14 protein-coding genes are annotated in these 15,547 nt (G+C 37.0%); 13 read left to right on the top strand and 1 reads right to left on the bottom strand.

The genetic code is table 11. The annotated features are described in order from the left end of the window. The first annotated feature begins 148 nt into the window (after positions 1-148). The 11 genes from AB3H93_RS08030 (at position 149) to AB3H93_RS07980 (ending at position 12,373) form a co-directional block, all read left to right on the top strand. Entirely contained in the window at positions 149-748 is a 600-nt protein-coding gene (locus AB3H93_RS08030) for an SIS domain-containing protein (protein WP_010737187.1), read from the top strand. Between the two features lie 680 nt (positions 749-1,428). After that, a complete protein-coding gene (yfcC, locus tag AB3H93_RS08025; RefSeq protein ID WP_010720745.1) occupies positions 1,429-3,168 on the top strand; it encodes a putative basic amino acid antiporter YfcC in 1,740 nt (579 codons plus the stop codon). Between the two features lie 235 nt (positions 3,169-3,403). Further along, complete coding sequence (gene iadA, locus AB3H93_RS08020; RefSeq protein WP_368020409.1) at positions 3,404-4,588, top strand: beta-aspartyl-peptidase; 1,185 nt, start codon at positions 3,404-3,406, stop codon at positions 4,586-4,588. 96 nt (positions 4,589-4,684) lie between these two features. Then, positions 4,685-4,909, top strand: a complete 225-nt coding sequence (locus tag AB3H93_RS08015; RefSeq protein WP_010720743.1) for a CsbD family protein — start codon at positions 4,685-4,687, stop codon at positions 4,907-4,909. A 758-nt stretch (positions 4,910-5,667) separates the two neighbouring features. Beyond that, the gene (locus tag AB3H93_RS08010; RefSeq protein WP_010720742.1) at positions 5,668-7,347 is read left to right on the top strand and encodes a ribonuclease J; all 1,680 of its coding nucleotides are present in this window, start codon (positions 5,668-5,670) and stop codon (positions 7,345-7,347) included. A 154-nt stretch (positions 7,348-7,501) separates the two neighbouring features. Continuing rightward, a complete protein-coding gene (locus AB3H93_RS08005) occupies positions 7,502-7,975 on the top strand; it encodes a YbaK/EbsC family protein (RefSeq protein ID WP_368020408.1) in 474 nt (157 codons plus the stop codon). Between the two features lie 153 nt (positions 7,976-8,128). After that, positions 8,129-8,809: a metal-dependent hydrolase gene (locus AB3H93_RS08000; RefSeq protein ID WP_010720740.1), complete on the top strand. Its 681-nt coding sequence runs from the start codon at positions 8,129-8,131 to the stop codon at positions 8,807-8,809. Between the two features lie 9 nt (positions 8,810-8,818). Next, the gene (locus AB3H93_RS07995) at positions 8,819-10,150 is read left to right on the top strand and encodes a DRTGG domain-containing protein (RefSeq protein WP_010737191.1); all 1,332 of its coding nucleotides are present in this window, start codon (positions 8,819-8,821) and stop codon (positions 10,148-10,150) included. A 14-nt stretch (positions 10,151-10,164) separates the two neighbouring features. Next, positions 10,165-11,115 carry a bifunctional oligoribonuclease/PAP phosphatase NrnA gene (locus AB3H93_RS07990; protein WP_368020407.1) on the top strand — a complete coding sequence of 317 codons (951 nt, stop codon included), beginning with the start codon at positions 10,165-10,167 and terminating at the stop codon, positions 11,113-11,115. A gap of 140 nt (positions 11,116-11,255) precedes the next feature. After that, positions 11,256-11,588 carry a zinc ribbon domain-containing protein YjdM gene (locus AB3H93_RS07985; protein ID WP_010720737.1) on the top strand — a complete coding sequence of 111 codons (333 nt, stop codon included), beginning with the start codon at positions 11,256-11,258 and terminating at the stop codon, positions 11,586-11,588. Positions 11,589-11,665: 77 nt separating this feature from the next. Continuing rightward, positions 11,666-12,373, top strand: a complete 708-nt coding sequence (locus tag AB3H93_RS07980; protein WP_368020406.1) for a zinc metallopeptidase — start codon at positions 11,666-11,668, stop codon at positions 12,371-12,373. A 201-nt stretch (positions 12,374-12,574) separates the two neighbouring features. Here AB3H93_RS07980 and AB3H93_RS07975 read toward each other — a convergent pair whose 3' ends face one another. After that, positions 12,575-14,038 (bottom strand): helix-turn-helix domain-containing protein, encoded by a 1,464-nt coding sequence (locus AB3H93_RS07975; RefSeq protein WP_010737192.1) that lies wholly within the window; start codon positions 14,036-14,038, stop codon positions 12,575-12,577. A 445-nt stretch (positions 14,039-14,483) separates the two neighbouring features. Here AB3H93_RS07975 and AB3H93_RS07970 point away from each other — a divergent pair, with 445 nt between their 5' ends. After that, positions 14,484-15,026 carry a TetR/AcrR family transcriptional regulator gene (locus AB3H93_RS07970; protein WP_368020405.1) on the top strand — a complete coding sequence of 181 codons (543 nt, stop codon included), beginning with the start codon at positions 14,484-14,486 and terminating at the stop codon, positions 15,024-15,026. A 159-nt stretch (positions 15,027-15,185) separates the two neighbouring features. Then, complete coding sequence (locus tag AB3H93_RS07965) at positions 15,186-15,521, top strand: hypothetical protein (RefSeq protein ID WP_010737193.1); 336 nt, start codon at positions 15,186-15,188, stop codon at positions 15,519-15,521. Positions 15,522-15,547: the final 26 nt, after the last annotated feature.

Below are 15,547 nucleotides of genomic sequence, written 5' to 3'. Positions count from 1 at the left end.
TTACTATGTCAAGGTATTGGGCAGTATGCTCAATGCCTTTTTTTATCTTTCATTTTCAAGCAAAAGGTTGATACGTCTTAACTGATTTCTTTTTTTATGTTTTAGCGCACTTGCTGTTTTTGTTGTGAAATTAAAGGTGGAGAAATAAATGAGTTTACGCTATTTTGATTATTATCAGCAACTAGAAAAGAAATTAAGAATCGAAGAACCCTTGATGGTTCAAGCTGCTTCTTTAATTGCTCGTCAAGTTTCATTAGGTGGACGTTTACAAATCTTTGCTAGTCGTACACTAAGCGGGATAGCATTTGAGTTTTGGGAGCATTTACCTGAAATGATACCGGGCAAGTTAATTGAAAATCCGGCAAATGGGATATATGAAACTTTGGAAGGAACAGGAAAAGCGATCATTGATCAGCTCTCTGTCAAACAAGCAGATATTTTTCTACTTCTTTCCAATGAAGGCAGGGATCCAAGTATTGTGGAGTTAGCTCAATGGATCAAGTCAAATGGTCATTTACTGATTATTGTTACTGGATTTGATCTCTCGCGAAGTATCAAATCACAACACAGTAATGGGTTGCGACTGTTTGAATTTGCTGACCTAGTATTGGATAACCATGCACAAATGAATGATACCGCTTTATCATTGTCAGAAGTTGAGCTTGCTCTTTGTGATAGTTCCTCTATCGCTACCATATTACTATTGCAGCAAACCCTATATTTTACAGTCTGCCAGCTGATTCGTTAGGGAACGTAAAAATAGAATGAATGGAAACATTGCCTTGAAGTAGATGAAAAAGGGACACCTTTGAATAAAACTAGGAACATTCGGCGATTTCTAAGTGTTAGTGTAAAAAGTAGTGCAAGGTAACCTCTTTTTTCAATAGTTAAAACAAGCAAAATATCACAAAGAAGAGACAAAAAAGAATTCAAGTGAATTCTTTTTTGTCTCTTAATACACGTTGATGAAAGAGTCTTCCCCAAAACTCTTTACATTGCAATTATAGTACATTAGTTATGATTATTGCAATGAAGATTGTTTATAGATTAAAAAAAGTCTGAAGCAGCTATTTTTTCTCATAGACTATCTGTTTTTTTATTCGTTTTTTTTCGGATAAATAATGAATAAAAAATTCTATTTATATCGAATGTTGAAAAAATATACATATTTTAAAAATGATAAAATATAATTGGTTTTTCTTCATAAATAATAAAACAAGTAAAGATATCATATGAAACTAATTAATTATATCCTTGCATCACAAAATACAAGAGAATTATTTAACTTTTTTTGGTTGCTTTTAACAAAAATAAAAAAGATTGCTTTAATAGATAATTAATGTGTTTAGCGTTTTTTTGCTGTATAATCTAATCTGATATTGATTGTTTTATTCATAAAAAATTAAAGATAGAAAGGAAGACTTCATAGTGAAGAAGCAAGTGTCTTCGGGGAAATCCAAACGGGATCTCACAAAAATGACGACACCCCATACTTATGTCATCATTTTTGGAGTGGTTATCCTTGCTTGGTTGCTGACATTTATTGTACCAGCAGGAAAATTTAGTACACAAGATATCGAATACCAAGATGCAAATGGAGAAACAAGTACGCGAACTGTATTACGCCAAGATTCATTTCGTTATGCTTATGCCTTGGATCGCTCCTATGTATTTGATCAATTAGAGAAGTTACAAAATGATCCGACGGAAAGAGAGAAATTAAAAGTCCCTGAAAAAGGGTTAGAAGAAGTGATTTCTGAAGGTGAAAAGAAATTAACGCAAGAAAAGTTAGATGAAATCTCTTTAACAGATGATGTACTTTATGACCAATTTGGCGAACGCATTTATGATACTTCAAAAAAACTCCATAAAACGGCTCGAGTATGGGGGACCGATGATTTTGGTGGTTTCGGATTTTTGAATTTTGTCTTTGAAGGGTTAGTTTCAGGAGACAAGTATGGATCGGCTGTCGGAATCGCTGCGCTTATTTTAGTTGTTGGTGGTGCTTTTGGAATTATCATGCGCACCGGGGCAATTGATGCAGGGATCTATGCTTTCATCAGTAAGACAAGGGGACTGGAGCGTTTAGCCTTACCGCTATTATTTTTTGCTTTTTCATTCGGTGGCGCGACATTCGGCATGGCAGAGGAAGTCATTCCTTTTTCTATGGTGATGGTCCCATTTGTGATAGCTCTTGGTTATGACTCGATCGTTGCAGTAACAGTCACGTATGTCGCCTCTCAAGTCGGAAATGCGACTTCCTGGATGAGTCCGTTTAGTGTAGCAGTTGCTCAAGGGATCGCTGGCATTCCAGTGTTATCGGGTGCGACGTTCCGATTGATCATGTGGGTCGTTATCACAGCGTTATCTGCTGGCTATTTGATGATTTATGGGGAGAAAATCCGTAAAAACCCTGAAAGCTCATTGACGTATAAATCAGATGATTATTTCAGAAGTCATTTGAAAAAAACAACCGACGAGAAAAAAGCGTTTATGTTGGGACACAAATTGATTTTACTTGAAATGCTCATCGTATTGGTTTGGATCGTTTGGGGTGTTACGCAAGAAGGGTATTATATCCCAGAAATTGCTTCACAATTTTTTGTTATGGGATTAGTCGCAGGGATCATTGCAGTAATCTTCAAATTGGATGGCATGCGGATCAATGATATTGCCTCTTCTTTCCAATCGGGTGCTGCTGATCTAGCTGGAACAGCAATCGTTGTAGGGATGGCAAAAGGGATCTTATTAGTATTAGGTGGCTCAGATGCTTCTGTTCCTTCTGCTTTAAACACCATTCTACATGGTATCGGTACAGCTTTAGCAGGAGTACCAGCGGCTATCGGAGCGTGGGCAATGTATATTTTCCAAAGCCTGTTTAATTTAGTCGTGACATCCAATTCTGGTCAAGCGGCGTTAACGATGCCAATCATGGCACCACTTGCTGACTTAGTAGGGGTCTCTCGTCAAGTAGCTGTATTAGCTTATCAATTAGGCGCTGGATTTATGGATGCCTTTACCCCTGTATCAGCTAGTTTGATTGGTGTCTTAGGTGTTGCACGTATCGAGTGGGCAAAATGGGCAAGATTCCAAATCAAAATGCAAGGATTCTTTTTTGTCCTAGGTACTATCTTTATCATGATTGCGATAGCAATCGGCTTACAATAGCGAAGCAATAAAGTTAAGGCTAGTGAAGAATCCACGAATCGTATTTTTTCTGATGACAGAGGAACTCGATGCTTTTTCAAACTTGCTAGCCAAAAAGTTGATTTATAGAAAGCAAGCCGAAGAGACTGAAAATAGTTTGTCTTATTTTCATTATTCTTCGGCTTTTTTATAATAAAAATAGTTACTTTTGAAACAAAGAAAACCAAAATATCGGTATCAGAAAGGATGAAGTCAAATGAAAATCATTCGTCAAATTGAGGTCTATGCACCAGATTATTTAGGGGTCATGGATGTATTGATTGCCGGGGATAAAATTATTGCGCTTGAAGAAGCGTTGACCGGTGGCTATGCTGAGTTAGAAGTGGAAGAAATTTCCGGTAGTGGGAAAGTGTTGACACCGGGCTTTATTGATTGCCATTTTCACCTTTTAGGTGGAGGTGGAGAGGGCGGTTTTCAAAATCGTACGCCAGAAGTAACTTTAAGCCAATTGACGACAGCAGGTGTAACAACAGTTGTTGGGTGTTTGGGAACAGATGGTGAAGGTCGTGACATGACTGCGCTTATCAGTAAGGCAAAAGGCTTAGAAGCAGAAGGAATTTCAACTTACGTCTATGAAGGTTCTTATCGATTACCAATCAAAACCGTTACGGACTCAATCATCAAAGATTTTTTGACAATTGATAAAATCATCGGAATTGGCGAAATTGCTGTTTCTGACCATCGATCATCTCAGCCTACATTTGAAGAATTTTCTCGAGCAACTGCTGATGCCCGAGTAGGAGGTATGTTGTCTGGTAAAGCTGGTATCGTCAATGTCCATTTAGGTGGAGGAAAACGTAAACTAGAGTTATTAACAAGGGTAGTTGAGGAAACCGAGATTCCGATTACGCAATTTTTACCTACCCATGCCAACCGCACGCCAGAACTTTTAACAGCTTGTATCGAGTTTGCGAAAAAAGGTGGGACAATTGACTTCACAGCGAGCGAAGATCCTGATTTTTGGGAACGAACAGATGGGGAAGTCCGCTTTAGTAAAGCTTTAAAACAGTTGATCGAAGCTGGCGTTTCCCTTGATCATTTTACAATGTCATCTGATGGACAAGGAAGTTTACCTTACTTTGATGAAAAAAATCACTTTCTTGGTATGGGTGTCGGAAGCGCAAAATCACTACTGGTAGGTATCAAAGAAGCGGTAGAAAAAGAAGAGATTCCACTTGAAGTAGCCTTGCGAGCAATCACAGTCAATCCCGCTCGTGTGTTAAAGCTGGAGCGAAAAGGAACAATCAAAGTAGGGAACGATGCTGATCTATGTATACTTGACAAAGAAACCTTAGCCATCGAAACAGTGATCGCCAAAGGACAAGTAATGGTTGAAAACAAAGAAGTTAAAGTGTGGGGAACCTTTGAAAAAACGATCTAAGAGCATACTGTTTGTCTGTTTTTCAAGTTGATGATACCCTGATAATAGTTAGATAGTTAGATAGTTAGAAATGAGAAATTTAAGGGAGGAATTAAGATGGCAGATTTAAAAGGACGTTCTGAAGATGCAAAAGACAAAGTAGTTGGTAAAGGAAAAGAAGCTTACGGTAAAGCAACAGATGATAAAAGCAAAGAAGCTGAAGGAAAAGCACAATCACTTGGTGCTGATATCAAAGAAAAAGCTCGTAATTTAGGCGATGATATCAAAGAAGGCTTTGAAGATGTCAAAGAAAAATTCTCCAAAAAAGATGATAAAAAATAGTTTCTCCAAAAGAGAAGTTTGGTTAAAACTTTGAGAATGATCCTCTGGTTTTGTCCAAAGCGAGTTCTTAAGGAAGATTGATTGTAAAAGACGATAGATTTGGTTTATTGTGTTTTGCACCTCTTATAGTTAGTAAACGAACTTTTGAGGTGCGCCACGATACCAATTCTACCGTCTTTTTTTAGTATGCGTTTCAGCAAATCTATCGATGTACTCTCTCGAATTATGATAAGTATAATTATAAGTCAATGAACTTAATAGAGCTTTGAAGTGATTTGTAGTAAGAAAGCTTTTATTGAGATCGAAAATCCTACTATAGTTATTCCTAAAAATATGGTAAAATAGACGGAGTATGTTTGTAACAGAAGAACGGATAAAAGTAGACAGTTTGTTAAATTGAGACTGTTTTAATCAACGACTTGAGGCAAGATTGGTTGTGCTTTATAAAACCAGGCTTTTTTTCTTGAAAATAGCAGATGCTAGCGATTTATCTAATTTGTTGTATAATGATGGGGAGTAGTCGAATCCATTGCTTTCGACTTTTGTGTTAAAAATAATCGATTCATCGCTTTAATGAAACTTATTCAAAAATGGCAGAAGATAAACAAGAGGACTGTCAATCAGCTGCTTTTTCTTGCTAAGCAATAGAAGAAGTCAGCTAAAATTTTGTGAGTTGCTCATTGAGATGAATCATCTATTTAGTTAAAGAAGAGAATCGATGTCTTTAAACTTGGACATCATAAGAAGAGGTGAAATTTGTGAGTACCATTAAAATTATCCCTTTAGGCGGCGTACGTGAAAATGGAAAAAATATGTACATCGCTGAAGTGGGAGAAGATATTTTTGTTTTAGACTGTGGTTTAAAATATCCTGAAAACGAATTGTTAGGTATTGATGTAGTCATTCCTGACTTTACGTATCTGGAAGAAAACATTGATCGGGTAGCGGGAGTCTTTTTGACACATGGACATGCAGATGCGATCGGAGCGTTACCTTATTTACTTTCTAAGCTCTCTGTACCAGTATTTGGAACCGAGTTAACGATCGAGCTTGCTAAATTGAGTGTGGGACGAAATGATGCAGCAAAAGGTTTCAAAGATTTCCATGTAGTCGATGAACACACGGAGATTGATTTTGGCGAGACGATCGTCAGCTTTTTCCGAACCACCCACACGATTCCAGACTCAGTCGGGATCAACTTGAAAACCAAAGAGGGCAGTATCGTTTACACAGGCGATTTTAAATTCGATCAGACAGCTATTCCAATGTATCAAACTGATTATGCTCGTTTGGCAGAAATCGGTAAAGAAGGCGTATTGGCATTACTTAGTGAATCAGCGAACGCTGAAAACTCAGTTCCTGTAGCATCAGAGCTGCAGATTGCGGATGAAGTCTTCGATACGATCAAGTATTGGGAAGGTAGAATCATCGTTGCTTGTGTGGCAAGTAATCTACAGCGGGTTCAACAAGTCTTGGATGCAGCCGAAAAGGCACAAAGAAAAGTAGTATTGACAGGGCAAGATTTTGAACGGATCATCCGAACAGCAATGCGTCTGGAAAAACTACAACTTCCGAGTGAAGATTTGCTTGTGACCTTGAAGGACATGAAGAAATACAAACCAGAAGAAATCATCATTTTAGAAACTGGACGGATGGGTGAACCAATTAAGTCGTTGCAAAAAATGGCCAATAAAACCCACCGTAATATCAAAATCGAAGAAGGCGACTTAGTCTATATCACAACTACTCCAAGTATTGCGATGGAAACGATGGTAGCTAAAACAGAAGATATCATTTATCGTGCAGGTGGTACGGTCAAATTGATCTCTGAGAACATGCGAGTGTCTGGACATGCGAATCCTAATGATCTTCAGTTGATGCTTAATTTGATGAGACCAACTTATTTTATTCCTGTTCAAGGTGAATATCGTGAATTAGCTGCTCATGCTGATTTAGCTCATGCCGTCGGGATCCCTTACAAAAACATTTACATCACAGGACGTGGTGATGTGTTGGAATATAAAAATAAACGGATGAGTGTCGCTGGAACGATCAGTGCTGAAAATGTGATGATCGATGGTTTAGGAATTGGTGATATTGGTAATATTGTGTTACGTGACCGTAAAATCTTGTCAGAAGATGGTATCTTTGTAGCTGTAGTTACTATTAGTCGCCGTGAAAAGAAAATCGTCTCAAAACCACAAATCACATCTCGCGGTTTCGTTTATGTCAAAGCTAGTCGTGATTTGATGAAAGAAAGTGGGACGATGATCGAAGAAATCGTGGAAAAACACTTGGAAAGTAACGACTTTGAGTGGAGTAAATTAAAACAAGACATTCGAGATCAATTAGGACGCTACCTATTTGAACAAACAAAACGTCGTCCAGTGATTTTACCAGTGATCATGGAAGCAACACAACGTAGAGGCAAAAAATAATTGAAACAATAATGGTGTGGAAAAGGTCGTAATCTTTTAAAGAGGTGACTTTTCCATACCATTTTTTGTATCAGTTGAACCAAAGTTCTTGCTCGTTCTTTTTTTTCTATTTTTTTGTAAAATAAAAGAGAAGGAAATGGAAGGAAGATAGTAGATGAAAACAAAAGTAGAAGAATATTTAGAAAAAGAAAGAATTTCTTACGAAGCTCTGACATTTAATCAGACAGAATTGAATGATTTTCGAAAAATACTCAAGCGAAAACAGATTGATCAAAACAGTGTTTGTAAAACATTAGTTTTGAAAGGGGATAAAACAGGTGTAATCATTGCCGTTGTTCCATTGTCGGAACATTTAGATTACAAAAAAACCAGGAAAATTTCTGGTGATCACAAAGTCGGTTTTCCCGGAATGGATTTTGTGATGGCATCTACTGGTTATCCACATGGTGCAAATACACCGATCGGCATTTATCGTAAACACCCAGATTATCTTTTTTTAGTTGATGCATCTTTCAAAGAAAAGCAAATGTTGGTCATGTCAAGTGGCGAAATTGGCAGAAGCATTAAGATCGCTAGAACAGACTTCGAAAAAATAGTTCCTTTTACGTATGCAGAGTTAGTGGAGTAGCGTACTTAGAGTGGTTTGAGCTGATTTGCCACTTGGTACAAACTGTATTATCTGTTACAATGATTACGTATGTACTGTACTATTATTTAGGATTATTCTCTAAATGAAATCGGTTTATTTAATGTATGAAAGAAAGTAAAAGGAGTGAGAAAAGTGAAAATTACTTATCACGGACATTCATGTGTGTCGATCGAAATGAAAAATGGTGAACGCTTGATTATCGACCCGTTTATTACAGGCAATCCGTTAACAGATTTAACAGTGGATAAGGTAGAAGTAGACTGGGTTTTAGTTACTCATGGGCACAACGATCATGTAGGAGACATGGTGCCGATTGCTAAACAAAATGATGCAACGATTATCAGCATTGTTGAGATTACAAATTATGCGGAACAGTTAGGTGCCAAAGGACATGGGATGAATATTGGTGGAAAATATGAATTTCCATTTGGGATCGTAAAATTTGTTCCTGCTCAGCACAGCTCAAGTTATGAGGTAGCTGGCACACCGCTTTATATGGGCGAACCTAGTGGGATTGTGATCCAAGCGGAAGGAAAAACGATCTATCACGCAGGAGATACCGCTGATTTTAGTGATTTGGCTTTACTTGCCGAACAATTTACCATTGACGTTGCCTTTTTACCAATTGGTGATAATTTTACAATGGGACCAGAAGATGCAGCGAGAGCAGCAAAACGGATTGGCGCTAAGCTAGTCGTTCCTATCCATTACAATACATTTCCTGTTATCCAACAAGATCCTCAACTATTTATTGAGAAGTTGGCAGGGAACGAAGGAAAAATAATGAGCGTTTCTGAAACGCTGGAAGTGTAGGTTAAAGATATGGCGACGAAACATGACTTGATTTTAGAATATATCGAAAGCTTACCGGTTGGAAATCGTATTTCAGTCAGAAGTATAGCAAAAGAATTAAACGTAAGTGAAGGAACGGCCTATCGTGCCATCAAGGATGCTGAAAATATCGGATTAGTTTCAACGATCCAACGTGTCGGAACAATCCGGATTGAGCGAAAATTGAAAAAACATATTGAACGACTAACGTTTGGGGAAGTCGTCAGGATCATTGAAGGAGATGTATTGGGAGGCGCAACAGGATTAGACAAAGTATTGAATAAATTTGTGATCGGTGCGATGACGAAACATGCGATGGAACGCTATATCACACCAGGATCATTGATGATCGTCGGTAACCGCTCGGAAGTTCAAAAATTAGCTTTAGAAGATGGAGCCGCCGTGCTGATTACTGGTGGATTTGACACTACCCCCGAGATTGCTCGCTTAGCAGATGAATTAGCGATGCCGATTCTTCGTACGACTTATGATACCTTTACCGTAGCAACGATGATCAACCGTGCTTTGAGTGATCAATTGATTAAAAAAGACATTATGCTTGTCAGTGATATCTATATGTCAGCAGAAAAGACACACTACCTGCTACAAACAGATACGATCGCCGATTATCAAAAACTATCAGAGGAAACGCACCATTCACGATTTCCAGTAGTGAACCGTCACATGCGCTTGATGGGAATTATTACTGCTAAAGATGTACTTGGTAAAGCAGATACACAAGTAATTGAGCGGGTCATGACAAAAGACCCGATCAGTGTGAAAAAAACCATGAGTGTTGCTTCTGTCAGTCATCAAATGATCTGGGATGGTTTAGAAGTCATGCCAGTCGTTTCGGATGATTTGACACTTGAAGGGCTGATTACTCGGCAAGATGTGATGAAAGCCATGCAGTTAGTTCAGCGACAACCGCAAATTGCAGATACGATCTCTGACCAAATCTCAGGAGGAATCCAAACGATCGATCGAGACCGAGACGGGAATCTTTTGGCAAATCCAAAGTTTAAATTTATGGTTACCCCTCAAATGGTCAATGGGGTCGGTACGATTTCATTTGGTGTATTAAGTGAGATCCTTTCTGATGTTGCACAAAAAACCATGGTATTAAATCAACGCAGAAATATCATGATCGAACAGATGAGTCTCCATTATCTACGTTTAATCCAACTTGAAAGCGAATTGGATATTCGTCCGAGAGTGCTTGAAATTGGTCGGAGATCAGCCAAACTAGACATTGAAGTATATATCGAAAATACGATCGTTTCCAAGGCAATCGTTGTTTGCCAAGTAATGGAACGTTCATAGAAAGCAGGGAAATAATGACTGTCCAATCTGAAATTTTAGCAGAAATAAAAAAATATGATCGAATCATCATTCATCGACATCAACGTCCTGACCCAGATGCTTTAGGTTCTCAAGTAGGTTTAGCAGAGATTTTAAGAGCAACGTTTCCTCAAAAAGAAATTTACCAAGTCGGGGAAACTGTGGAGGGCTTGCGCTTTTTAGCAGAAATGCAAATAGTTGATGATCAAGTGTATGAAGGAGCTTTGGTCATTGTCACTGATACAGCAAATGCACCTAGAATCAGTGATGATCGTTTTAAGTTAGGTGAGAAATTAATAAAAATTGATCATCATCCAAATGATGAACCGTATGGTGATCTGGTCTGGGTCGATACGAAAGCCAGCAGTTGTAGTGAGATGATTACGGAGTTTGCCCTCATGTTTCCAAATGAGTTAACGTTGAATACCAGTGCAGCGCGTTTGCTTTATGCTGGGATTGTAGGAGATACAGGACGCTTCCTATATCCAGCTACAACCGCCAGGACGTTGGAAATTGCAGCAGATTTAAGACGTTATCCTTTTGATGCCAGTGCATTGAATCGTGAAATTGAACAAATGCCGATGAAAGTTGCTAAAATTTCAGGTTATTTATACCAAAATATCCAGGTTGATGAAAATGGCGCAGGAAAAGTGATTTTATCACAAGAACTCCTTTCGCAATACGGAATTGATGATTCTGAAACAGCAGCTGTTGTTTCCTTGCCTGGTGTCATTGATGAGGTATTAGCTTGGGGAATCTTTGTGCAACAACCAGAAGGATATTACCGTGTACGGTTACGTTCGAAAGGTCCGATCATTAATGAATTAGCGAAAAAGCATCATGGTGGTGGCCACCCGCTCGCAAGTGGAGCAAGTGCGAAAGATTTAGCGGAAGTGGCAGAAATTTATGACGAAATCAAAGAGATTTGTCATGCGTATCAAAGATAGTAACTATTTTAGAAGAGAGAGTTGTTCGTTGTAAAAATGATTTTTACTAAACTTTGTTTTAAAAATCACAAGTCTCTCTTTTCAAAAGACACGTTATCCGTTACAATAATGTTCAACGCTATTTTTAAAGGAGAAAGAAGATGACATTACCAAACTGCCCACAATGTGGCTCTGAATACACTTACGAAGATCGAGGATTATTTATTTGTCCTGAATGTGCAAATGAATGGACAAATGAAGAACAGGACCAAGTAGATGGCTTGATCGTTCTTGATGCTAATGGTAATCCTTTGGCAGAAGGCGATAGTGTGACAGTGATCAAAGATTTAAAAGTGAAAGGTGCATCTGGTGCCATCAAACAAGGAACAAAAGTGAAAAATATTCGTCTAGTGGAAGGCGACCATAACATTGATTGTAAAGTCGATGGATTTGGACCGATGAAATTAAAATCAGAATTTGTTAAAAAACTCTAATACACTCAAGGTATTTTCACCTTCTTTTTAGATCACTCATGGTAAAATAAGTTAAAATAAAAAGGAGTGGATTTATCATGTATGGATATGGCATGTATGGCTTTTTTGATCCTACATTTTTGTTAGTGATCATCGGATTAGTTATTTCCGGTATTGCCTCAGCTTATGTGAACAGTACTTTTCGTAAATATGACAAAATCAGAAGTAAGAATAACGTGACGGGTACTCAAGCAGCGCAATACATTTTACAAAGTCAACAAATTAATGATGTCGGTGTCCAACAAATTGCAGGAGATTTGACCGATAATTATAATTCAGGAAATAAAATGTTGAGCTTATCACAAGCAACGGCACAGTCTACTTCGGTAGCTGCAATTGGTGTTGCTGCCCATGAATGTGGGCATGCGGTACAAGATGCTGTTGGTTATGCGCCACTAAAGATTCGTGCCGCACTGGTTCCAGTGGCTAATTTTGGTTCGATGATTTCATTTCCATTGATTTTGATTGGTGTTTTACTGAGCTGGAATGATACATTGATCAACGTCGGTATTTTTGCTTTTTCACTTGCGCTTTTGTTTCAGCTAGTTACATTACCAGTCGAATTTAATGCATCCAGACGAGCCATTCAAATTCTAAGCGAAGGTGGTCTTCTGACAGCAGAAGAAGTACCAATGGCTAGACACGTACTCTTTGCCGCAGCATTGACATACGTAGCTGCAGCACTTGCCACTTTCTTACAATTGCTTCGTTTGATCTTATTATTCGGTGGTAATCGTAGAGACTAGTACATGGGACATTATTAAGGTCCTTACTAGCAATGAAAAATCGTAAGTAATTATCGTTAAACCGCTTTGACCTGGTTCAAACGTGAAGAGTTGAATAAGATAGGTTTATCTATCAAGATAATAGTTAAGTATAGGACAACAGGTTGTCCTATACTTTTTTGGCTTGTTTCAGCTATTTTCCAGCTTAAGGAAACAAAAGGATTATTTTTGGTGGAGTCTTTGTATCAGATGGAATAAATGGAGCCAAAGTTCATCTTCACGTTCAGGGTCAAGATAAAAGATATCTGCCGTTTGTTGTTGGGTATCGAACCAATCAGTGACGATTAAATCAGCTTCTTCAGGGTTTTCGGTGATTTGTAAAAACTGATGATTAAAAATATTTTTTAATAATTTTTCGATGTGGTAGTTTCCCGAAAAGACCTTGCTTATCTGTAGATGTATCGCTAATTTTTTATTTTCTTCCGATTTTAAAAGTGTATAGATCAGGCGACTAAGATGTTCGTGCAGTAAATTTTGGCTTGGTTGAGAAGTAAACGTGTCAGCGATGATCATTTGTATTTTTTTTAATCGTTGATCCGAGGCATCGATTTTCATATTTTCAGAAGGATAATAAAGTGCATGGAAGTAATCGATTTTTTCTTGGAATAAAAAAATAAACGTCGTCAGCATCATAATCAAATAATGGTAATAATATTTCTTTTCACCAGCAGATATCGAAGGAAATGACTCAGCTATTTTTTTGATCAGAAAAGAAACTTGTCGACAAAGCGAATGATTACTTTTAGAAAACTCATAACCAAAGAGTGTTTTTTGTTGTTCGGGAATGAGGTTAGGAAAAAAATAGCAAAGTAAAAAATTAAAGTATAGTACTTCATTTTGGACAAGACTTTCAGGCAAGGATTGGGACAATTGTTTTTTCAATTCGCCGCTAAAATCTTTTGTAGAAGTTAAAATTTTCATTGTTTCATAGCTTTCTAAGAGGCTAGCATCTGGTAATTGATGATGAGCAGATCGCATTAAAAAGATTGCCACTAATAAGTAAACTTTTTCTTGTATCTTTGATGTTTTCTTGGTCATCAAAAGCTCATTGGATAAATGAGTATGCTTTACTTGGGAAAGTTTCATATTTGTCAAAGGCCAATCAATCCCCTGAAAAGCATCAGAAAAAAAGAAATACATATAAATTCTAATCGATAATTCATCGCCTTTCAAAATGTAACAATTTTGGCGAGAGATGATTTGCAGATGGAACTTTTTAAGTGATTTGTTTAATTGATTAGTTAGTTTTTCTAAATAAGAAGGAGATATGTACAACTTTTCCAGTAATATTTTTTTTGAAACACGGCTGTGTGGCGAATCAAAAAGTAACAATAAAAAATTAAAACGATTTGATTCGCGTAGGAAAAACAATTTTATATAATGAAAGATCGCCATTTTTTCATCTTTATGTTGTGAATCTAATTTCAATTCGCCTTTGGCAGTTGAGTAAATGAATCTAGGGATACTTAGTTGTTGAAAAATAGTCCCGTTTAATTTGCGGATGATTTCTTTGATCGTTCTCTTAGGGATTGATAGAACCTGAGATAATTCACGTAAGGAACATTTATTGGTTTGAACAATGGTATAGAATACTAACAATTCTTTCTTTTTTGCGTCCGTTAACATAAGTTGCTCCTTTTCCTTTTATTTTTTGTCCATGGGAGGACATAAACTGTGAGTGGAAAGAGTTTTTAATGTATGTTATTCTCACATAGTAGTAGTTGTTGTATGTGCATGTTGTTATTTAAATGGTATATAACAATCGTTTATTCTATTGTTGTTTTTTTCGCTCATTTTGTCAAGTTATAACAGATTAAATAATCAATTTATATAACAAAAACATTGTTATTTAGCTGATTTTGTTATGTTGGGTTTTGAGTATTGAAGAAAGTTATTAATAAAATAAGCTTCTTGTTGAAATTGTACCTAAATATATTTTTTTGATGTTATGTTGTTATTTTTAATGGGGGATTAGTACTGTCCTCTAAATAATAATGCCTTTAATTTAGAGATGACTAAAAATAATGTCTTTTTAAAAGAAAATGATCAAAAGTGAGAAAGGAAGAATTGTATGAGTAGAGTAACAAATTTTAGCAAAGAGTATTTACTCTTTAAAAGTATGGTATATGCTGAAGAAAATGGCTTATCAAAGATAACAGCTAGGAGTTTAGCTTCTTTTTGTGGCTGTTCCACTTATCCGATTTATGCCCACTTTAAATCAATACGTATATTAAAAGAAAAAATACTTGAAGAAATAACGATCTGTTTTGATCGCTATTTATCAGAATATGTCATTGATGATTTCTTCAGTATCGTCCATCTACTAAAAGAGTTCTTTTCAATCCATGAAAGCATTCGTGGAGTAGTGATTAAGTCTGAGTTAGATATGGCTTCCTTGTTTAAACGTGCGTTTTCAGAATATGTCAAAGAACATACTGGGATCAAAGAGCCTTACTTATTAGAATTACTTTGGCTCAATGCATTAGGCAGTTTGAACTCAGATCGATCTTCTCATGAATTTTTTGAAACAATGACATTGATGTGGAATAAATTGGCTGAGTTGGAAGAGAACTTGCCTGAAGTATTAACAAATATTGAATATTCCCCTAAGTAAATGGATGAAACGATGCTGAAGCGTCCTTTCATATAGATGATCAGAAAAATTGGTGGCAGCGTTTTATCTTTCGGCGATTTTGAAAGTGAAAAAGGGTAAATAGTTCGTTTATCTTTTTATCTATGCTATGATTAATATAGATAAAAGGAGCTGATAATGATGAAAACATCAACAAAAGTAACAATTGGATTAGGTGTCGCAGCAGCAGCAAGCGTAGCGACAGCAGTAGTTGTTTCGGGAAAAGTCATTGAAAAAATCCATCATTTGACGAACCGGGCAAAAGTAAAAAAGTTCGTTAATGAGACATTTGATGGAAACGAAAAACTACTAGATATCGTTGAACATTTATCGGATAGTGATTTAGATTCTTTGATGGGAATCCTGGCGAAGATCAAGTCAGGCAAAAAGAAAATTTCTGTCTACGGAGATTCTCTAAAAGGATCAACGGAAGATGTGAAAGACCGTTTACTCCATTACGTTGATAAAATCATGTGATGCAACAAAAAAAGTAAAGTTAAAAG

The sequence above is a fragment of the Enterococcus sp. C74 genome (assembly GCF_040887125.1).
GTDB classification, from domain to species: domain Bacteria; phylum Bacillota; class Bacilli; order Lactobacillales; family Enterococcaceae; genus Enterococcus_B; species Enterococcus_B hirae.
The sequence above is the reverse complement of the archived record's forward strand: the minus strand, read 5'-3'. Positions and strand labels throughout refer to the sequence as shown.